Consider the following 21,590-nt stretch of genomic DNA (forward strand, 5'->3'; position numbering starts at 1 on the left):
ATCAAACGAGAGGTCGATCACTACAACATCCCTCAATGAAGCTCCGGAGATTTGCCACGCTGAACAGCAGCACACCGCTGCCCACGAAAACCATTACTGCAATATCCGCAATAACACTTCGGAGAAAACACCATCATACATCCTGACACACATCGACATAGGCGATTGTGTAAAAACTCACGAATCCGGCAAATCCATCAGCTACATACATATGTACACCGATACAACTCAAGATCCCGACATTCTCGTTTTCCCTAATCGTTTTTCACACCAAACCAGCACTCAAATCACTGTCGGCACTCTCACATCTTCATAGTTTCGCGATCCTATAAAAACAATCGACTCAGAAGTCTTCGCATCATCCAGCCGAGCTATAACCACCGAATCTTCCGCACCATTGATTAACGTATGAAGTCGCTCTTCCATCCTCACAAGTCTTACCTCCCGCATTTCCATGAGAAAAACGCTGTACTGCAACCTGTTCCCATAACTCTGCAGCAGCTTGGAGACACGAATCCTTCGAGAATCATCCTTGATGTCATAAGCAATGATGTACCGCTGCATCAAATTATTCATGTAATCACCCCTTAACGCACTCGTATTCCCCGATAACGCTCAAGGCTGCCCTCCAATCGCCCCAGCACCATGCGTGCCTGTATCTCCACAATCCTGCGCCATGATGCCCGATATGCATAAACCGGATGCTTCAATTCCGTTGCCATCCGTCGTTCATACGCACCGATCAGGGTCTTACGAGTCTCATCACGTAACCGCACAGAGCCCATCACATTAGCGAATCCATTTCGCTTGATTTCCCCATTGTTCACAACCGTCTGCACAACGGAATCCGCAATGGGCGCACGAAATTCCTCCATAAGATCGAGGGCAAGAGCCGGCTTATTACGTTTACTACTGTGCAGAAAACCTGCATGTGCATCAAGTCCACAAGATACAATCGCGCGAATACAGTCGCTCAACAAAAGAGAGTAGGTGTAATCCAGTAATGCGTTAAGAGGGTCAGGCGCAGGGTGTCGCATTCGTTCCAACCATGGCCACTCATTTCGCTTATTCACGCTGATAAGATGATGAAATTGCGAAAAGTACAACGCAGCAGCTTGCCCCTCCAAACTTAGAATATCCTGTATACGATTGGCATTCACCACTGATTTCTCTATATGTTTCATATCAAACAAAACATTGTTGTTTTTATCGGACCGTCGGAGCAATACTATTTGATTGTGAATTTTTGCCGATATGAACTCACGAGCAAGATCCAGTCGCCCTTCGTGCGAAGCGACATGTTGAGCGACACGAGTCTCTCCATTGGGCCCATAGGAAGAAACCGACCAACCCATCAGTCGACCTGTTCCACTGCACCAGAGAATAGGGATATTACGCCACATCAGCTCTCTCATCAAACCACTTGATACATCTACATTCCCGTGTATCTGGAGAGCCTGAATCGAATCCAGGGGAACCGAGGTGATTTCATCACCATTTTTGGAGACATGCATACGTCCTGACTTCAAGTAGGCACGTGCGCCAGGCGTCGCTAGATGAGTAACCGCATGATCCGGCACTTTCACCATAATACGATGTTCCGGAATGTTATGCGCGCGTTCTTCAGGTAGACAGATACCTGCATGCGAGCAACGCATGCACCGCGGATCATCCTCAAAAGGCAATGGAGCTGTTTCACACTCAATAAGCTTACGAACCTCCTGCACGGAACCGTAAGCCTCCTCGTAATCGGATTTTCTTAGTTCAACAGGAACAATCCGATGGTGCGAGGTAAAGAATATTTCAGTCCCATCTACTCGATAACCCATATCCTCCATGCATGCAGCCTGCAAGGCGAGCTGTATACGCATGGCATGTGTCACATCCATACTCCTACGCACGGGTGTAGCTTTATATTCACGGATAATCACACCGTTGTCTTCATTCAACCGGACCGCATCTAATCGCCCCGACAGTCCCCACCCCTGATGATTCACATTAACTGCCCTATAGTCAGTATCCCCGCGGCCACCGTTGGCGTCATCCACTGCACGATGGTCATGAAAACCGCGCTCCATCTGTAACGACTCAATCTTCTCACCTTGGATTTCTAACCATGCCCTTCGTGGACAAAAGATAAAGTCACATATGAGACTAATCGGTAATGTATCTTCCAACCCTTCACCTCGCTTCATTGCGTTATTCTCAGCATACTTCATTTTTGCTTAGATAAAAATCGGAGTACATTCCTCAATGAAGCTCCGAAGCCAAAACTTCGGAGATGCCTCCTGATGGATCTCCACGACGTTGCTGGCCCTTCCTCAATGAAGCTCCGAAGCCGAGACTTCGGAGATGCCATCCCGACTGTGGCGGCGGCGTTCGGTGTCGCCCCTCAATGAAGCTCCGAAGCCGAGACTTCGGAGATGACAGTGCGAACACAGTGCAGTCGGTGACGATCGCGCCCTCAATGAAGCTCCGAAGCCGAGACTTCGGAGATTCGGTCTTCTTGAGCTGGTCGGTGAGTGTCTTGAGCCCCTCAATGAAGCTCCGAAGCCGAGACTTCGGAGATGCAACGCCTTCGTTCGCCTCGTGGACTATCGCGGCCCCCTCAATGAAGCTCCGAAGCCGAGACTTCGGAGATCAGGTTCTCGAGGATGCTCACTATTTCCGTGAGGATGATCCCTCAATGAAGCTCCGAAGCCGAGACTTCGGAGATCTATACCCGTATGCAATGCTGTGCGCGTTGGATGCAAGCCCTCAATGAAGCTCCGAAGCCGAGACTTCGGAGATTGGCGCGAGCAGTATCACCACGTGGCTGCTCAACCGCCCTCAATGAAGCTCCGAAGCCGAGACTTCGGAGATAACGGTTCGATGGTTCGCACAGTGAGTTGTTCACTCCCCTCAATGAAGCTCCGAAGCCGAGACTTCGGAGATTTCGTCTCCTCCCTGCGCCGCTGATTGACCTGTTTCCCTCAATGAAGCTCCGAAGCCGAGACTTCGGAGATATTTCAGGCGGCATCAGACCTTGCGGCTGGGATTCCCTCAATGAAGCTCCGAAGCCGAGACTTCGGAGATGCGTGTGGTGGAAAAACCAGCCCGTCACCGAAGCGGCCCCCTCAATGAAGCTCCGAAGCCGAGACTTCGGAGATTCGCAGGTGAATATCGGTGGCGGCGGCTTGTCGTCCCTCAATGAAGCTCCGAAGCCGAGACTTCGGAGATCGGATAGTATCCTGCGTCGCGTCTCCAATGGCGACCCTCAATGAAGCTCCGAAGCCGAGACTTCGGAGATCTGACAGCATCCTCTCATTCCTCTCGAACGGCGAATACCCCTCAATGAAGCTCCGAAGCCGAGACTTCGGAGATTGTTCGCTTTGATGCGTGTGATTGAGTTCGGCTTCCCTCAATGAAGCTCCGAAGCCGAGACTTCGGAGATTTCGGCGCGTGTTCCTCCGCCGTTGCCGTTGTGGTGGGCCCCTCAATGAAGCTCCGAAGCCGAGACTTCGGAGATGAGGTCATGGTGAAGTCGCGTTCGGTGCCGGTCTTCCCTCAATGAAGCTCCGAAGCCGAGACTTCGGAGATCCGCCTCCCACTCCGCCACGCTGAGCGCCATATCGTCCCCTCAATGAAGCTCCGAAGCCGAGACTTCGGAGATAGTAGCCATAATACAGACTGATACACATAGTCTGATAAGCGCTTTTGCGAGAGGTAGACAAATTGACGTGATACAAACGACTGATTTATCTACACAAACTCAACAAATCCTTACAAAGTATTGATGCGAGAGATTCCCCGCTTTATGCTGCATGATGCAGCCCTCGCACGGGATAGCTCCTACCCCTGCCGCACCTCCGGCCACTTCGCGTCGCCCGGCACGTCTGCGAGCGCATCGCCCACACCCAGCACCTCGGCCCAGTAGTCCATCGGCTGGTCGTAGGGCTTCGCGTCTCCCCCGCGCGCCTGCAGCACGGCCTTTGCGGCGTGCACGTCTTCGCCGGTCAGTCCGCTGAAGTACGATTCGAGGCTGGTTCGGCGCTCCACATCGTAGAACAGGTTGCTCACGATCTGCGTGAGCAGTTCCGCGCGCTCGATTGGCAGTGAGTCCCAGTGCCGCATCTCGATGAAGTTCTTCAGGCGCACATCGTTGAAGTGCGTGGAGAGCACATGGTTGATCTCGTACGCGTTGAGCTCGCGGTCCGGGTACAGGTCGGCGGCCGTCGTGTAGAACGCCGTGAACTCAGTGCCGTGCACAGACGCGCCTTCCGCTTCCGGCGTGTGGGTCAGGTCGGCGAACATGAGCGGGGTGCTCAGCACGTCGGCTGCGTAATCCTCCCAGCTGAACCGCTCGTCGTACAGGCCCGGCGTCACGTTGGTGCGCTGCACGTCGAGGTAATCCCACATGCGCTGGCGGCACAACGGCCACGGGTTCGGCGCACCTTCGAAATACGGCGTATTGCGGAAGAACCATGCGAGGATCGGGCCGATCGCGGTGCCGAGGCGCATCTTGTCGATTGCGTCGCGCTCGCTCGTATAGTCGATGCTCACCTGCGTGGAGGCGGATGCGCGCATCATGCACGGTCCGAACTGCCCGATGCGCCCCAAGTACTCGTTCATCGCGGCGTAACGCAGTTTGGGGTTGAGTGGAATGTCCGCGTACGAGCTCTTCGGCTGATAGCCGTAGTTCACCAAGCGAAAATCGAGTTCGTCGAGGATCGGCGTGGCTTCGCGCATGAACTGCCCGTGCAGTTCGAGCAGATCCTTGGGTTTGCGCAAAATGCCGATCGACGTCTCGATCTGCCCGCCCGGTTCGAGCGAGATGGCGATTCCCTCACGCGCGAGCCCGACGAGATGATCGTCCTGCCAGTACTCCTGCGCGGAGTCGTAGTACGGGCGCAGACGGCGCAGCAGTTCTTCCACGCCGTTCGGCTCACCGTACGTGACCGCCGTGTCGTCGGCGTTGTGCACGGGCAGATGTTCGATCTCCACGCCGAACCCCCCGGTCCCCGGCGCGGAGCACCCCTCCTCGAAGAAGCGGACAAGGCTGCGCACGTGCCGCGGGTTCGGCTGAACCAGCAGGTGCGCGTAGGAAACTCGTGGTGCTGTCATAAGTGCCCATACTAACGCGCGCGCATATGGACACGGCGCGCTTGTTCTAAAAAATCCCTATAACGTGCGCAATTCACACACTGCTGCGTCCGGCTGCGGCGTTCTTCTTCGCCGCGGCGATCATCAGTTTGATGCGATTGAGCTGGTTCGCCTCACTCGCGCCGGGGTCGTAGTCGATCGAGACGATGTTCGCCTGCGGGTAGAGCCGGCGGATCTTGCCGAACATGCCACGGCCCGTGACATGGTTCGGCAGGCATGCGAACGGCTGTGCACAGATGATGTTGGGGCAGCCCGATTCGATGAGCTCCACGATCTCGCCCGTGAGCAGCCAGCCTTCGCCGGCTTGCACGCCGATCGAGGTGACGGTCTGCGCCTTGGCCACGAGCTGGTCCATCGGCAGGTCTTTCTCGAATTTGCCGCCGCTCGATTCAAGCGCATCGTTCACAGGTTTCATGTAAGTGTGGATCACACCTTTGAACGCCGTGTACAACGCTTTGTTGCGCCCCGTGCCCAGATTGTGCTCATTCCAGTCGTTGATGTACGGGCGCATCGTCATGAAGTCGATGATGCCGGGCACCACGGCCTCGCAGTCCTGTGACTCGATCACTTCGACAACGTGGTTGTTGGCATCGGGCTGGTATTTCACCAGGATCTCGCCCACCACGCCGACGCGCACCTTGCGTTCGACGTCCCGCAGCGGCAGCGCGTCGAAGCTCTCCACGATCTTCGCCACGAGTTTCGCGTACGGCCAGTACGCGCGCCCGTACAGCATCTTCGCGGTCTTCGACATGCCGTGGTTGAGCAGTGTCTCGCGCACGATCACGTTCCACCGCTCGTACAGGCGGTTCGCGGAACCCGGATTCGCCTCATACGGGCGCACGCGGTACAGGCACTTCATGAGCAAGTCGCCGATGATGAGTGATTTCGCCGCACGGTGCAGCAGCGGGACGGTGGGGGTGAACCCGGGATTGTCCACGAATCCCTGCGTGGAGATTGCGATCACCGGGATCTGCGGGTAGCCGGCGTCGACGAGCGCTTTGCGAATCAGCGCGAAGTAGTTCGTGGCGCGGCACATGCCGCCGGTCTGCGAAATCGCGAGCGCGGTGCTGTCGGGATCATACCGCCTTGATTTGATGGCTTCCACGAGCTGGCCCACGGTCATGATCGCCGGGTAGCAGGCGTCGTTGTTCACATATTTGAGGCCGGTTTCCACGTCGGTTTTGCTGGCGTGTTCGAGCACGTCGAATTTGTATCCGGAGGCGCGTATGGCCGCTTCGACGAGCCGGAAGTGGATGGGGCTCATCTGCGGGGCCACGATGGTGTAGTCGCGGCGCATGTCCTTGCCGAAGGGCACGCGGTTGGCGTAGGCGCTCATGGTGGCGCTTTGCCGGTTCTGCTGGGCGCCGCCGGCTTGCCTCCCCATGACGGCATCGAGCAGGATTTGCCGGCCGGGTGTGGGCGCTGCGGTGCCGGTGTGCCGGAAGGTGCCGGCGCTAGCTGCGGGCGTAGCGGCGCGCTGGGCGTTGCGTTCGCGTTCCTCGACGGCGGCTTTGAGTGAGCGCAGGCGGATTTTGGCGGCGCCGAGGTTGGAGACTTCGTCGATTTTGAGCATCGTGTAGACGTCCGCTTTGTCGGCGAGGATCTCGGACACCTGGTCGGTCGTCACGGCGTCAAGGCCGCAGCCGAACGAGTTGAGTTGCACGAGTTCGAGTCCGGGCCAGGAGGCCACGAACTGCGCGGCGCGGTAGAGGCGCGCGTGATAGGCCCATTGGTTCATCACGCGCAGTGGCATGGTGGTGAGCTTGCGGTCGTTGACGTGCCGGAACCCTTCGCTCGTGTGGGCGGCCGGGTCGGTTTCGTCTTCGGCGAGATATGCGGTGAGCGCGGGCACGTCGTTGGGGTCGAGCCAGCTGACGGAGTCTTCGGAGAGCACGACCATGCCGAGCGAGCAGATCGTCTCGGGGATGCCGTGGTTGACCTCCGGGTCGACATGATAGGGGCGCCCGGCGAGCACGATGCCGCGACAGTTGTGCTCCTTCATGTAGGCGAGCGCGCGCACGCCTTCCTGCTGCACGTCGTGTTTGAACACGGTGTCTTCGGCGTAGGCGGCGGCGACGGCTGCTTCGGCCTCCTCGCGCGTCACGCCGGCCCATGCGAATTCCTCGACGATGCGGTCGACCATGAGGCTGTGCTTGGAGAGGTTGAAGTAGGGGCGCATGAACCGTATGCCGTCTGCGCGCAGTTCGGGCATGTTGGCTTCAATGACCACCGGGTAGTTCGCCACGACCGGGCAGTTGTAGTGGTTGTCGGATTCTGGCACCAGGTCGTCTTCGAACGAGACGCATGGGTAGAAGATCGTGCGGATGCCTTTGTTGAGGAGCCACTTGATGTGCCCGTGCACGAGTTTCGCCGGATAGCAGATGTTCTCGGAGGCGATGGATTCGATGCCGGTTTCGAACAGTTCGTGGTTGGAGCGTCCGGAGATGACGACTTTGAATCCGAGGCTCGTGAGCAGGGTGAACCAGAACGGGTAGTTCTCGTACATGTTGAGTACGCGGGGTATGCCGATTTCGCCGCGCGTGGCTTTTTTGTCGGTCAGACGGCGGTAGGCGAAGGCACGCTTGTATTTGAAATCGTACAGGTTGGGCCGGTCGCTGCGTTTGCGTTTGGCGTCGCCGCCGCGTTCGCACCGGTTGCCGGTCACATAGCGCGATCCGTCGTGGAATGTGGTGATGGTGAGCTTGCAGTGGTTCTGGCACAGTTTGCACACGTCGCGTTCGGTCGTCATCGACAGCTCGTCGAGGGCGGTGCCGTGCAGGATGCTCGAGACGGTGTGGTCCACGCCGTCGATGCACGCCACGTGCACGCCGGCGGCGTCGGTGTCGCCGTCCGTGTCGTCGGCGATGTCGTCGTAGTGCATGCGCGCGGTGAGCGCGGCGCCGTAGGCGCCCATGAGTCCGGCGATGTTGGGGCGCGTCACCTCGCGTTCGGTGAGCAGTTCGAACGCGCGCAGCACAGCGTCGTTGAGGAACGTGCCGCCCTGCACCACGACCGTGCTGCCGAGCTCGCCCGAATCGCGCAGTTTGATGACCTTGTACAGTGCGTTGCGCACGACGGAATAGCACAGGCCGGCGGCGATGTCTTCGATACTCGCGCCTTCCTTCTGGGCCTGCTTGACGCTCGAGTTCATGAACACGGTGCACCGCGACCCCAGGTCCACGGGATGTTCGGAGGCGAGCGCCGCCTGAGTGAACTCCTCGATCGTCAATCCCATCGACCGCGCGAAGGTCTGCAGGAACGACCCACAGCCGGACGAGCAGGCCTCGTTGACGGCGATCGAGTCAATCACGCCGTCGGTGACCGCCAGATACTTCATGTCCTGGCCGCCGATGTCGATGACGGCGGTGACGCCCGGGCTCACCATTTCGGCACCACGGTAGTGGGCCATCGTCTCAACCACACCCTCGTCGAGATGGAGACCGGTCGTGATCAGACCCTCGCCGTAGCCGGTAGCGCAGGAACGTGCGATCCAGGCATCGCTCGGCAATTCGGACTGGATGCGTTTGACGATCTCGATCGCCGCAGTCAACGGGCTGCCATCGTTCGTCGCATACGACGACCACACGATCTCGCGGTCATCGTTGACCAAGGTCGCCTTGATCGTCGTGGAACCGGCGTCGATGCCCAGGAAGTGCGGGCCACGGGCTCCCTCGAGCGTGCCCACATGCACATGCTCACGGTGATGACGCGCATTGAACGCGTCACGGTCGGCCGCGGTGTCGAACAGCGGCGGCATCGTGGCCGTGTTCGACGGCAGGTTCTTCAGATCCTCCAATGCATTGATAATGTCGTCGAGCGACCGTGCCGGGTACTCGTCGGCATGTTCGATCTGGCCGGGCTCGCCAACGGCGAGCGCCGCACCGTAGGCGACATACAGGTGCGCGTCGGTCGGGGTGATGAACTCGTCCACCTTGCCATCGAGTGCACGGCGGAACGCCTCCCGCAGCTCGCTCATGAAGAACAGCGGGCCTCCCAGGAACACAACGGTGCCGTGAATGGGACGGCCCGAAGCCAGGCCGGCAATCGTCTGCGTGGCCACGGCGGTGAAGATCGACGCGGCAAGATCGGGCTTGGCAGCACCGTCGTTGATGAGCGGCTGCAGGTCCGTCTTTGCGAACACACCACAGCGCGATGCGATTGGGTACAGCGTCTGGTAATACTTCGCCATCTCGTTGAGACCGGCGGCATCGGTGTCGAGCAGCGTCGACATCTGGTCGATGAACGCGCCGGTGCCACCCGCACACGAGCCGTTCATGCGCTGTTCGGGGGTCGGCTTCAGGTACGTGATCTTCGCGTCCTCGCCACCGAGTTCGATGATCACATCCGCCTGCGGGATCGCCTCGTCGATTGCGCGCGTCTCCGCGATCACCTCCTGCACGAACGGCACATGCACGGCATCGGCGAGCGCCAAACCGCCCGAACCGGTGATGGCCAGGCGCACGGGCTCATCTGCGCGACCCAGTTCGGCGAGATGGGCACGGATGTCACGCAACAATCCCTCCATCGTCGCGCGCACGTTCGCATGATGACGACGGTAATCTGCGAACAGGGTGGCATCGAGGGAGTCGGAATCGTCTAGCACGACCGCCTTGACCGTGGTCGAGCCGATGTCCAGACCTATGCGCAGCGGGCGTGGTTCGGTGTTGAGGGTCTGAGAGATCGACGAAGGTTCTTGCACCAGAGAAGCCATCATTACCTCGTGTTTCGTGCGGTATTCAAGTTTGGTTGGCATGCCGGAAGCGGGAGCTCTGTTTTCTCGCGTGCTGGCAGCCATAATCTCACTATTCTACCGAATCGTCCCTACCGATGGTCACGACATTCGGCATGGTTTGTCGGTTTTCCACACCGTGTGCGCAGGTGTGGAAATCTGCGTGGAAATAAGCAGTGAGAATAGTCAGGAGCGGGCTGCGGGAGGATAGGCTAAGATGGAGAGATGATAGGCAGTCGCAGGGTCTGGGAGTGTGCGATGAGCAAGGAACGAGTGGTGGCGTTCACCGATGCGGTGCTGGCCATCATCATGACGATTCTCGTGTTGGATTTGGATAAACCGGATCCGCTGACGTGGTCGGGATTCGGGAAGTTGTGGCCGCAGTTTCTGGCCTACGCGTTCTCGTTCTTCTGGCTGGGATCGATGTGGGTGCACCTGCACATCGAATGGAGCGGCGTTAAGCTCGTCGACCAGCCGGTGTTGTGGACGAGCATCACACTATTGTTCTTCTGCTCGCTCATCCCGTATTCGACGAGCTTGGTGGCTGGCAATGTGTTGTCCTGGGACCTCGCAATCAAGATCGTGGGCATAATGATCACACTGACCATTTGGCCGCCGGCCATGCTGGTGTTCACACTGGCCGCCGCCATGTTCCTATTCCTCAAAAGCGCCTCGGCCGAGCGCCGCATGCAGGTGAAAATCAAGAAGGACGCGCTGGCGAACAACGGCATGGCCACGCCAGACGACGTCGCCGCCGTAGGGGGTTCAGCGGAAGAGTATTTGGCCGCCATAGAAGCTGCGAAGCAAGCCGCAAAGGAAGCCGACGAAGGAGACAAGCAATGAACACCGCATTGATCACGGCCTCCATCTTCGCTATGCTGGCGGGCCTGCTGCATGTCTACATCTTCGTGATGGAATCGTTCCTGTGGACGTCACGCAGCACCCGAGAGACCTTCTCGATGGGTGCCGACGAAGCTGAACAGACCAAGGAAATGGCTTTCAACCAAGGCTTCTACAACCTGTTTCTGGCCATCATGTCCATTGGCGGCGCCATCGTCCTATGGTGCGGCGTGACCGTGGTAGGCGTGACACTCATGACCGCCGGCTCCGCCTCGATGTTCTGCGCCGCGCTCGTGCTGCTGTGCACCGCGCCAGACAAGCATTCGGCTGCCATCAAGCAAATCTTCTTCCCCGCCCTCACGCTCATCGCCTTGCTCGTGGCCCTCATCCTGTTCGCGTGAGTCTCCCACACTCGTTGCGGCGTAGGAATCTGCACATCTGATTATAGGTAAGATGATTGCAGATTCTTCGACTGAAACGAGGTGCACGATGAGCGATTCCAACGTCGAGCGACCGACGCAGCGGATTGACATGCCCACCACGCAGATTCCAATGCAGCAGGGGTATGCGCCGCCGAGTTATCAGGCGCCCTCCTATCAGCAGGCGAATTATCAACCAGAGAGCGGGGATGGAGGCAAGCGTAGGAGGAGGTGGCCTGTAGTCGTGGCAATCATCACCGTGGTGGCGATCGTGGGCGGCGTGGTCGGCGGCATCATCTACAAGAACAAGCATGACGAGGCGTATGCGCGCTGCCAGACGGCGGTCAGCGAGTTCAGCGAGGCACGCAAGGCGCTGCTTGACACGACGAGCGATTCGCCGGCGTTGCAGAAGCTGGTGCGTAATGCGCTCGGCGTCGACAAGATTCTCGACGCGGCAGCCGATGCGGCGAGCGCGGCGGAGGGCACCGTGGCACAGCAGGGGTGTGCGGCGAACGCGACGATCATACAGCTCAATCTCGTGGCGAACACGCTGAACAGTGCAACCGAATCATTGCGCAAATCGACCGCGCAGATCGTGCGCGGTGCCTCTGCAGACACAGATAACACTGGCGACGAGTCGGAATCTGCGGCGTCTTCCGATACCGAGGACGTCGCGCAGGCCAAGAGGAATCTGCAGGAGGCCATAGACCAGGGGCGCGCGCTGCTCGACACGCTCAAGCAGCGGTATGCGGATTCCGCGGTCGGTAGGCAGCTCACCGCAGGATTCGAAGCGGCGCTCGACCTCGCCCAGGAGAAATTCGACGAGTCGGGCATCAAGGATTCTCGCTATTACAAGGCGGCGCAGGCCACGCTCGACGAGGCGACGAACGCGGTGAACGCGTGGATTGACCGGCAGGCGCAGAAAGCGGACTAGCTGGCGTCGCCTTCGCCGGCGGCACGCTCCTTGCCGTAGATTTCGGGAATGAAACGCTCCTGGTCGTGCAGTTTCGCCCACACCACCGGCTTGCCCTGCCTGAACGACTCCTGCACGTCGAGAATGCGCTGGTTGCGCGAACCGCGGAACTGCAGCAGTGAATCGTGCAACGTCTTGATATAGCGGCCGTCAACGAGAATGTCGATTTCATGAAGCAGGTCGAGCTTGTCTTGCGTCTCGCCGTCGCGCATGAGCTCCTCCCATGTGTAGCCGGTCCAGCACCAGATGTCTTTCGTATGGCCGAAACGCTCGCGGATCTTGCGCGCGAGCGGCAGCAGCACGCCGGTGTTGAGCAGTGGTTCGCCGCCGAGGAACGTGATGCCCTGCACGAAGCTCTGCGCCAGGTCGTCCATGATCTGCGCCTCGAGCTTGTCGTTGTATTCGTGACCGGCCTGGAAATCCCAGATTGACGAGTTGTAGCACTCCACGCAGTGGAACGGGCAGCCGGAGACGTACAGCGAGCAGCGGATGCCTTCGCCGTCGGTCATGAGGAAGCGCTTGTAGTCGGCGATCATGTTGTGACTCATGCGATTCGTCCACTGACCAGGCTTCGGATTGTTCGACATCGGCGTCGGGATCGCCGGCCCGCGCCCCGTCTCACCGGCCGCAAAGTCGTGCAGTCTCGGCTTCCCCGTGCTTCGCCACGTGCCGTTCGCGGAATCATTCATATTTGCAGCCTCTGCCATGCCAGCTCCTTCCCTGCCATCCAAGCATATGTGGTGGATACGCCTCGGTACACGTGGTAGATGCGTCCCGTATATGTGCCGTTGATGCGATATGTGCCCCATCGACTCGCGTTCGTTCGCTTGCGTACCCTGCATCTCCCCTGCGTAACACCTCCCCTTACGTAAAAAGGGACAGATTTGGGCACTTGGATGTCCCAAATTACGCAAATGAAAACGCCTGCGTAAGAAGGGACAGATAGGCGCCTTCGGCTGTCCCAAATTACGCAAACAAAGGACCATACAAACGTAGGACACAACGAGAAGGCGGACCCGCAGGCCCGCCTTCTCATGATCGGTGATGCTTACTTGGTCTCCTCGAACCATTCGCGCGTCTCGCCGTCGGCGAGCGTGACATGCCCGGTCTCGCCGGCCATGTGCTTGACGCGGTGGGCGATCTCCTCGTGACGGCCATGCACCATCGGGCGCTGCACAGGGTTGCCCAGGTATCCGCAAGTGCGCTTGGTCACATTGCACTTGTCGGGGTCGGAATTGCCGCATTCGGGGCACTTGAAGCCCTCCTCCGTCGGCGCGAAGTCACCTTCGAAACCGCAGACGAAGCAATGGTCGATCGGCGTGTTCGTGCCGAGGTAACCGATGCCGATGTTGTAGGCGTAATCCCACACGGCCTCGAGCGCCTTCGGGTTGGCCTGCAGGCACGGGAACTCGCAGTAGTTGATGAAGCCGCCGGAGGCGTAGTACGGGAAGTCCTTCTCGTAGTCGAGCTTCTCCATTGGCGTCGGCTGCAGCCATACCGGGTAATGGAACGAGTTCGTGTAGAAGTCGTGGTCGGTGACGCCCTCGACCTTGCCGAACTTCTTGCGATCCATGCGGTTGAAGCGGTCGGTGAGTGACTCGGCCGGCGTCGAATACACCGAATAATGGTAGCCTTCGGCCTTGCTCCACTGCTTGCACAGCTCGTTCATGCGGCGCACGATGGAGAGGGCGAAGTCCTTGCCCTCCGGATCCCATGCGTGGTCACGCATCCAATCCTTGCCAAAGAACACGGCCGTGGCCTCATACAGGCCGATGTAGCCGAGTGAGACGGTGGCACGCTCGTTGCGGAACAGCTGGTCGACGTTCTCGTTGGTCTCCAGGCGGCCGAAAGCACCGTAGCGGAACAGCGTCGGGGCGTTCACCGGCGTGGCCTGCTTGCAACGCATGATGCGGAACTGCAGGGCCTGGTGCGCCACCTCCATGCGCTCGTCGAAGATCTTCCAGAAACGCTCGACGTCGCCATGGGATTCGAGTGCGATGCGCGGCACGTTCACGGTCACGACGCCGAGGTTCATGCGGCCGTCCTCAACGTCCTTGCCGGTCTTCGGGTCGATCCAACCCTGCAGGAACGAACGGCAGCCCATCGGCGCCTTGAACGATCCGGTGATCTTCACGATGTTGTCGTAGAACACGACGTCGGGGTACATGCGCTTCGTGGCGCATTCGAGGGCCAGCTGCTTCAGGTCGTAGTTCGGGTCACCCTCGTCGGCGTTCACACCGTGCTTGACGGTGAACACGAGCTTCGGGAAGATCGCGGTGTGGCGCTCCTTGCCCAGTCCACGGATGCGGTTGAGCAGAATGGCGCGCTGGATCTCACGGGCGAACCAGCTCATGCCGAGACCGAAACCGACGGTGACGAACGGGGTCTGGCCGTTCGAGACACGGTTCGAGTTGATCTGGTATTCCATGGTCTGCATGGCGTCATAGATCGCCTTGCGCGTCATGATCTTCGCATAGATCTCACGAATCTGCTCGAGTTCCGGGGCGTTCGTGTCGAAGGCCTCGTCGGCCGGCAGCGGCTCGCGGTTCTCGAAATGCAGCCAGCGCGGCTCCTGCGCCTTGAGTCCGGCCACCATGTCGCGGGCGACCTCGATCGGCGTGGAATCCGGGATCATCGCGTGCGCCATGTCGAGGTTCTTCACATAGTCGCGCTTGGCGTACTCCTCGAGCATCTCGTCGGCGCGGTTGACGGTCTGGCCGCCGTACTGGGCACCGGCGATGTCTTTGATGATCTGCGTGATCTGCGTCGAGGCGGTGCCGATCGACTTCGGCGAGTCCATCATCGCGTTGCCGAGGGCGAAGCCGTGCTTGAGCATATCGCCGAAATCGGGCAGCGAACAGTTGTTCATCGATGTGAACGGCGAGTAATCCGCATCATGGAAGTGAATATCGCCCTTCATATGCGCGTTGGCGACGGCGTCAGGCAGCATCGAGAAGGCCGAGGCTTTCGAGACGGCGCCGGCGAGCAGATCGCGCTGCGTGGCATAGACGTTGGAGTCCTTGTTTGCGTTCTCGCGCACCAGCGATTCGTCGCGGTTGACCAAACGGCTCACCGCTTCGTTGATATCGGTGGCCTTGGCACGTTGGATGTCTTTGTTCAGGCGGTAGTTCGTGTAGGTGCGCGCCACCTCGTACAGATGGTCCTCGATGAGCGCGTGCTCCACCAGGTTCTGGATGTCTTCGATCTTCGCAGGGCCGTTGTAGCGTTCGCGGATCTCGCCTTCGATCTGGTTCGCGATGTCGAGGATCATGCGCTCCTCCTGCGGACCGACCTCCTTGTCGAGATCGGCGAACGCAGACTTCACGGCAACCACGATATTGACCGGATCGAAGTCGACCACGCGGCCATCGCGCTTCTCAACCAGCACCCTGTCAGTGAACATGCCCTCGAACACATCGTCGCCATCACCAACAACGGTCCGGCTCAGTGTGTCACCCAGAATCTGAGTCTCCATCGATACCTCCAGAACGCTTTCGCTCATGTATTGTGATTCAGGTTGCAATCACGCAGACGTGACTGCCATCTCATTCGCCTCTACGAGCTTACACAAATAGCCGACACTAGATGTAGTACGAAACGCCGCGCAAAAGACCAACATGTTGTGCTTTCCTTGGAAATCCGACCAAAAATCGATGTGTGAGAAAACTCACGTTTTTTCGGATTACGCCACTCGCGTGAGATGCCTGGATGGCGTGAACCGTTCGAAACTGCGGCGTGTTTCGGCGTGTTTCAGTCGTCCTGAGATTGCGATTCGCGACACGCTGCGGGAGCGGGCTTTACTAAATTCGCGAACGGGAGGAATCTAGACTCATGGTTTTCAACAACGGATACCAAACCGGGTATCGACAGGGCTATGCACCCGCGCCAGCGGCCGGGCCGAATGAGCTGCCGCGCATGGCGGCGCAGACGACCGCGGAGAATCCATGGCCGGTGAGCATGGTGAGCCAGAAGTTCCACAGCGCGGTTGAACGATGGCCCGCCGTGTGGATGGAGGGCCAGATCATCGAAATCAACACACGACGCTCAGGATCGGCCTATCTCACGTTGCGCGACAACGACCAGGACGTCTCGATGAGCGTGCTCGGCTTCGGTGCCTTCGCCCAGATGGCGCGCGACTACAAGCAGGGCGATCGCGTAGTGGTGCACGGCAAGGCCGATCTGTACGTGAAGAGCACACGGTTGAGCCTGCGCGCCGACATGATCAAGCGCGTGGGTGCCGGCAATCTGCAGGAGCAGATCAACCAACTGCGCATGCGACTCAAGGGCGAGGGCCTATTTGATGAGAGCCGCAAGGTGGCATTGCCGGAGTTTCCGAAGAACATCGGGCTGATCTGCGCCCCGCAGGCACGCGCGGAAGGCGACGTGGTGATGAACGTGAACCTGCGCTGGCCCGGCGTGCGGTTCACGATTGTGCACGCTCATGTGCAGGGCGAGCAATGCCCGCCGGACATCGTCTCGGCGATCCAGCAACTCGACGCCGACCCGAATGTGGACGTGATCATCGTCGCGCGCGGCGGCGGCAGCTTCGAGGACCTCATGGGGTTCTCCGACGAACGCGTGGTGCGCGCCACGGCGGCCTGCGCGACGCCGATCATCTCGGCGATCGGCCATGAGGACGACTGGACGCTCATCGATCTGGCGGCCGATGTACGCGCCTCCACACCGACCGATGCCGCCAAGCGCGTCGTGCCGGACGTGCGCGAGCAGCAGCAGCTCATCACCGAGGGCATCAATCGCATGCGCACGTTCATCGCGAATCGCGCGGGCAACGAGGAGCGCCTCGTCGAAGGCTATGCGAACCGGCCGTCGCTGACCCAGCCGCTCACCATGCTCATTCCCCACGAACGCGACATAGCGGACGCGGTGAGCGCCATGCGCAACGGTTTGCGCCGTATTGTGGACGAGGAGCAGATGCAGGTGGAGAGACTCGCCGCGACCCTGCGCGCGCTGAGCCCGCAATCCACGCTCGACCGCGGCTATGCGGTGCTGCAGAACGCCGATGGCGCGATCATCGACGACGCCTCGCAGGTGCAGGTGGGCGACGAGCTCACACTCACCCTGCGTCGCGGCAAGGTCGTCTCGCAAGCACAGGCCGTCTACGATGAGTGAAAGACGAACACCAAGGAAACGAATACCGAACGGGAGGAATGACATGGCGGAAGACATGGAGATCACCGAAGTGAGCGAAACCGAACCGCAGACCGCATCGAGCCTGAGTCAGGAGGAGCGTGAGCGCATCGCACAGCTGCCGTACGAGCAGGCACGCGATGAGCTCATCCAAGCGGTGCGTGCACTTGAGAACGGAGGCCTGAGCCTTGAGGACTCCATGAAGCAATGGGAGCTCGGTGAAGCACTCGCACAGCGCGCACAGTCGTTGCTGAGCACCATTCGCGCCAAGCTCGACGCCGCCCAACAGGCGCAGGCGCAGACGGCGAACACGGCGGGGACCCAGTCGAATCTGGAATCCTGATCAGTGACGCAGGCCGGAGACGTCCACCGTGGCGAGCAGCGCGCGGTGGTCCGAACCGGGGATCGTCAGCGAGTTGACCTGCCCGATGGTCACGTCCTTGCTCGTCACGATGTGGTCGATTCCGGCGAACGCGGGCAGGTACTTCCTGTCTGCCGGCCAGGTGAACACCAGTCCGTGGCCACTCACCTCGGCGGCATCCTGGAAACGGGTGCCGAGCATGTCGCGGAACACGGCGTGGTCCCAAGTGGAGTTGAAATCTCCCATCAGAATATAGTCGGTGTCAGGGTGTTCGTTGAGCTGCTTGAGCTCGGCGATCGACCTGCTCCATTTCTCGAATCTGCCCTCCGTGGGCGACTGCGTGTGCACGGAGACGAACCGCACCGGAATCGCCCCGTTGTCGAAGCCCACTGTGCCGCCGGGCATATAGGAGGCGATGGAATCGACGTCGGTCTGGCTCGGATTCTCGAACGGCAGCGCGGAGAACAGCGCGTTGCCGAAATAGCCATCGGCGCTCGAGGTCTGCGAATACGGCAGCAGCTGCGAGATGCCGGCCTCCTCAAGGCGCTTGAGGAAGTCCGGCGTGGTCTCCTGCAACGCCAACACCTCCACATGGTTGTCGCGCACGGCGTTCACGATTGCGGCGGCATCGGCATGCCCCTTGTACACATTGCAGGTCATCAGGCGCGCCACGGCGTCGGCAGTGTCGGCACGCGGCAGCGACTGTGAAGACAGCGCGCTTCCCGAAAGCGGGGTGCCGTTATGGTAGAACGGCAGCTGCCAGCACACCTGGATCGCCAGGCATACGCCGGCCACAATCGCGGTGACCCAGCGCGTGGAGATCAACGCCAACACCAATGACACCACCGACACAATGGCGAACCATGGCGTGGCGGCGAGCACGACAGACACGTATGGCAACGTCTGCAAATCAACCGGCAGCAACCGCAACGCACAGCTGCAGAGCGACGCCAACGCCAATAAGCCGGCAATAGCCCCCAACACCCTGTGTTTGCGCATCATCGCCATATATATGCTCCATTCCCTTGTCGCCGGCTCGACCGCCCTCCCGGCCATTTTCCGCTTCTGCGTGCCAAGCCTAGCCGATGCGTGTCACGAGCGGCATATCCGATGAGATGATTTCGCTTGAAATCGGTTCGCCGTGTTGAATACCGTGCGTCGTGTTGTATAATGGTCATTCGTTGCCCTGGTAGCTCAGTGGATAGAGCACCGCTCTCCTAAAGCGGGTGTCGCGCGTTCGAATCGCGTCTGGGGCACTTTGTTTTTCCGACGTCGCATGCCGTAAATTCGAGATACACGCGTGCCGCGCGCCCGCCATGCAGTAGAGTCGCTAGAAAACACGCCGACGAAAGAGGCTGGCATGGCGATTGAGGCACATTGCGGCACGCTGAGCGCACTGACGCTCGCACTCCCCCGTTCCTGCGCGGTTCCCGAGTCCAGGGGAACGCTGCCGAAAGGCATGTTCGTGGCGAAAGTGGCCGTCTCGGCGAAAACGAAGCAGCATCTCATCCACGCCATCGACGGCATCACGATGCTCGCCATTCTGCGCGCCGCAAACACAGGCGTGGAACAGGGGCGCCGGATTCCCGAAGTACTGGTAATCGGCCTGCGGCTCGCCGACGGCATCGAGGAGGCGCCGCATGACATCGTCGAGCTCATTCAGGCACAGCGCAAATCGGGCATCGTGTTCGTCTGCGTGCGCAACGTGGAATTCGAAGGCGCCATGCGCGAGGAAGCATGTTTCGTCGTGCGTCGCCCATTGAGCGAACGCAGTGGGCATGCACCCACATTCCATGAATTCGCGAGCGCATGGATTCCCTCCGGAGAAGCCCTGCTGGAGATTGCGGATGCCGCTGCCACCACCGACGACCTGTGGGATTCGCTGTGTTCGCAGGTGATCTTCGGCAGCACGGATTTCGCCGATCTCGACGCGCGTATCGTACGCGCGAGCAGAATCGCCCAATTGCGCACGCAGATCGCCAAACTGGAGGGCGACCATGCCAGGGCGAAGACGCAGGAGCGGCGCAACGAGGCGCATGCCAAGCTGCGCAAGGCCCGCGCCCAGCTCGAGTCCCTCGAACAGTTGTAGCCGAGTCGTGCCCATTCAACGGCGCAACGAGGCCACGAAATCGCCCAGACGCTCGAATCCGACCTCCAGATCGCTCATCGATGCGGCATAGGAGAGCCGTACATGCGTGCTGCCGGTGGCAGGTCCGAAATCACCGCCCGGCGTCAACGCCACATGGGCCTCATGCAACGCGCGTTCGCAGAAGGTCTGCGCATCGAGGCCGGTGGAGCTGATGTTGAAATACGCGTAGAACGCTCCGTTCGGCACCACTTCCAACGGCAGTCCGATGCGGGCGAGAGCGTCCACCACGAATGCCCGGCGTTCCAGCAGTTCCTGCCGGCGCTCCTCGCATATGCGCAGCGACTGCGGTGTGAAGCAGGCCAATGCGGCGTACTGCGACGGCGTATGGGCGCCGAGGAAGAAGTTCGTGGCCAGATTGTCCACCGCATCCAAAGCGAACTCGGGAACCACCATCCACCCCAAACGCCAGCCGGTCATGCCGAAGAATTTCGAGAAACTGCCGCACACCATGGCTTCAGGGTCGACGGCGAGCGCCGACTCCACACGGCTGCCGTCTGCCTCCACGTCGGTCAGGTCCAAATAGGTCTCGTCCATAATGCGCCATGCACCATGGTGTGCCGCGTACGCGCATACGTCACGCAATACGTCGGGCGCGATCGTGGTACCGGTGGGGTTGGAGGGCGACGTGATCATCACCGCGCGTGTGCGCTCGCTCCAGTATTGCCGGACGAGCGGCTGATCGAGGTGGAAGCGCGTCGCCGCGGACGTGGGCACGTCGACCACCTTGCCGCCGAAGGACCGCACCAGCTCGCGGTTCGACGGGTACGACGGGTCTGCGATGATCACCTCGTCGCCCTCGTCGACGCTCAATGCGGTCGCCAGCAGCAGTGCCGCCGAACCTCCTTCGGTGATCACGATGCGTTTCGGATCGACTTCGACGTCATGCGCCGTCCGGTAGAACCGCGCGATCGCCTCACGGAGTTCCGACAATCCCATGGAATCCGAGTACGGCAGTGGACGGCCGTCATACAGGTCGCGCATCGCCTCACGCACTGGTTCCGGCGCACCGTAATCGGGTTGCCCCAGACTGAGGTTGATCACATCGACACCTTGCGCGCGCAGACGCTTCGCCTCATTGCTGATTCGCATGCCCATGAACGGCCTGGCCAATGCCGCGCGTTTCGCAAACGGCGGCCGCATGTTCTGCCGTTGCGAATCCTTCGTCTGTTCGTCTGCACCTGTCATATGACACTCCTTCGCCCTGAGCTGCTCACTGTTGCCCAGTATCTGCCGTTTCGCCGCCGTTTTCAACCGCTCCCTCTACGGGCGCATCCAGAATCTGCGATGCCAGCGATTGCAGGCGCGCGTCACGCGACTGCCGTTCCAGCTCGCATTCCCATACGTCGATCACCCGCCAGCCCATGGCCCGCAGCTGCTCGTGCTGGGCTCCGTCGCGCTCGCGGTTGCGCGTGAGCTTGGCCGTCCAGAATCCCACGTTCGACCCCGGCATCTTGAATTTCGGGCAACCTTCATGCATATGCCAGAAGCAGCCGTTCACGAAGACGATTGTGTGGTATTTCGGCAGCACGATGTCGGGATGGCCCGGGTAACGCCTGTCGTTCTTGCGGAATCGGAATCCCCGTGCGAACAGATAGCTGCGCACGAGCCGCTCTATTGACGTGTCCTTGCCGCGAATGCGCGACATCGTGTAGCTGCGCGTGCCTCGCGCGTATTTGGAATCGCCAGAATCTGCAGATGTGCCCACGCAACCATTATCACCGGTCCCGCGGATCGCCGAACGCACACGATTCCTTCACATAGTGAGCAGACTTCGCCGTTCGCATACCGTTTCGCGGACGATTCATGCAACCGTGACAGTATGGAACAAC

At 59.9% G+C, this 21,590-nt stretch carries 15 protein-coding genes, 1 tRNA gene and 1 CRISPR repeat array; of the genes, 7 read left to right on the forward strand and 9 right to left on the reverse strand.

The features are described 5' to 3' along the window. Positions 1–282: 282 nt before the first annotated feature. The 4 genes from cas2 to OGI63_RS12110 form a co-directional block, all read right to left on the reverse strand. Entirely contained in the window at positions 283–576 is a 294-nt protein-coding gene (gene cas2 / locus OGI63_RS12095) for a CRISPR-associated endonuclease Cas2 (RefSeq protein WP_004218214.1), read from the reverse strand. An 11-nt stretch (positions 577–587) separates the two neighbouring features. Further along, positions 588–2,219 carry a CRISPR-associated endonuclease Cas4/Cas1 gene (locus OGI63_RS12100; RefSeq protein WP_004218219.1) on the reverse strand — a complete coding sequence of 544 codons (1,632 nt, stop codon included), beginning with the start codon at positions 2,217–2,219 and terminating at the stop codon, positions 588–590. 28 nt (positions 2,220–2,247) lie between these two features. Beyond that, positions 2,248–3,652: direct repeats of the CRISPR family, unit length 36 nt; unit sequence CCCTCAATGAAGCTCCGAAGCCGAGACTTCGGAGAT. Positions 3,653–3,831: 179 nt separating this feature from the next. Further along, the gene (locus OGI63_RS12105) at positions 3,832–5,103 is read right to left on the reverse strand and encodes a glutamate-cysteine ligase family protein (RefSeq protein ID WP_004269219.1); all 1,272 of its coding nucleotides are present in this window, start codon (positions 5,101–5,103) and stop codon (positions 3,832–3,834) included. A 73-nt stretch (positions 5,104–5,176) separates the two neighbouring features. After that, positions 5,177–9,853, reverse strand: coding sequence for an acyl-CoA dehydratase activase-related protein (locus OGI63_RS12110; RefSeq protein ID WP_004218225.1), 4,677 nt, complete (start codon positions 9,851–9,853; stop codon positions 5,177–5,179). 243 nt (positions 9,854–10,096) lie between these two features. On the opposite strand from OGI63_RS12110, the gene OGI63_RS12115 reads away from it, so the two are divergent. The 3 genes from OGI63_RS12115 to OGI63_RS12125 all read left to right on the forward strand — a co-directional run bounded on the left by OGI63_RS12115 (position 10,097) and on the right by OGI63_RS12125 (position 12,064). Beyond that, positions 10,097–10,714, forward strand: a complete 618-nt coding sequence (locus OGI63_RS12115) for a TMEM175 family protein (protein WP_014482306.1) — start codon at positions 10,097–10,099, stop codon at positions 10,712–10,714. Beyond that, complete coding sequence (locus OGI63_RS12120) at positions 10,711–11,112, forward strand: DUF1304 domain-containing protein (protein ID WP_004218228.1); 402 nt, start codon at positions 10,711–10,713, stop codon at positions 11,110–11,112. Before OGI63_RS12115 ends, OGI63_RS12120 begins: the two co-directional genes overlap by 4 nt. An 88-nt stretch (positions 11,113–11,200) precedes the next feature. After that, positions 11,201–12,064 (forward strand): hypothetical protein, encoded by an 864-nt coding sequence (locus tag OGI63_RS12125; protein WP_014483187.1) that lies wholly within the window; start codon positions 11,201–11,203, stop codon positions 12,062–12,064. Here the strand turns inward: OGI63_RS12125 and nrdG are convergent. Next, on the reverse strand, positions 12,061–12,792 hold the full coding sequence (nrdG, locus tag OGI63_RS12130) for an anaerobic ribonucleoside-triphosphate reductase activating protein (RefSeq protein WP_072633051.1): 732 nt from the start codon (positions 12,790–12,792) through the stop codon (positions 12,061–12,063). The two genes, OGI63_RS12125 and nrdG, sit on opposite strands and share 4 nt — an antisense overlap. Before the next feature lie 359 nt (positions 12,793–13,151). Next, positions 13,152–15,578, reverse strand: a complete 2,427-nt coding sequence (gene nrdD / locus OGI63_RS12135; protein WP_004218231.1) for an anaerobic ribonucleoside-triphosphate reductase — start codon at positions 15,576–15,578, stop codon at positions 13,152–13,154. Between the two features lie 356 nt (positions 15,579–15,934). Between nrdD and xseA the strand changes: the two genes are divergently transcribed. Then, positions 15,935–17,233 (forward strand): exodeoxyribonuclease VII large subunit, encoded by a 1,299-nt coding sequence (gene xseA, locus OGI63_RS12140; protein ID WP_004218232.1) that lies wholly within the window; start codon positions 15,935–15,937, stop codon positions 17,231–17,233. 43 nt (positions 17,234–17,276) lie between these two features. Then, complete coding sequence (locus OGI63_RS12145) at positions 17,277–17,594, forward strand: exodeoxyribonuclease VII small subunit (RefSeq protein ID WP_004218233.1); 318 nt, start codon at positions 17,277–17,279, stop codon at positions 17,592–17,594. Here the strand turns inward: OGI63_RS12145 and OGI63_RS12150 are convergent, their stop codons facing one another. Further along, positions 17,595–18,620, reverse strand: a complete 1,026-nt coding sequence (locus OGI63_RS12150; protein ID WP_004218235.1) for an endonuclease/exonuclease/phosphatase family protein — start codon at positions 18,618–18,620, stop codon at positions 17,595–17,597. Positions 18,621–18,795: 175 nt separating this feature from the next. Between OGI63_RS12150 and OGI63_RS12155 the strand changes: the two genes are divergently transcribed. Continuing rightward, positions 18,796–18,868 (forward strand) — tRNA-Arg (locus OGI63_RS12155). A gap of 104 nt (positions 18,869–18,972) precedes the next feature. After that, positions 18,973–19,701, forward strand: coding sequence for a DUF4391 domain-containing protein (locus OGI63_RS12160; protein ID WP_004218236.1), 729 nt, complete (start codon positions 18,973–18,975; stop codon positions 19,699–19,701). Positions 19,702–19,716: 15 nt separating this feature from the next. On the opposite strand, the gene OGI63_RS12165 is transcribed toward OGI63_RS12160, so the two are convergent. Together OGI63_RS12165 and OGI63_RS12170 are read right to left on the reverse strand one after the other, a co-directional pair. Beyond that, complete coding sequence (locus OGI63_RS12165; RefSeq protein ID WP_004218238.1) at positions 19,717–20,946, reverse strand: pyridoxal phosphate-dependent aminotransferase; 1,230 nt, start codon at positions 20,944–20,946, stop codon at positions 19,717–19,719. A gap of 25 nt (positions 20,947–20,971) precedes the next feature. Further along, a complete protein-coding gene (locus OGI63_RS12170) occupies positions 20,972–21,505 on the reverse strand; it encodes a very short patch repair endonuclease (RefSeq protein WP_004218240.1) in 534 nt (177 codons plus the stop codon). Between the last annotated feature and the right edge of the window lie 85 nt (positions 21,506–21,590).

This window comes from Bifidobacterium sp. KRGSERBCFTRI (assembly GCF_025908335.1).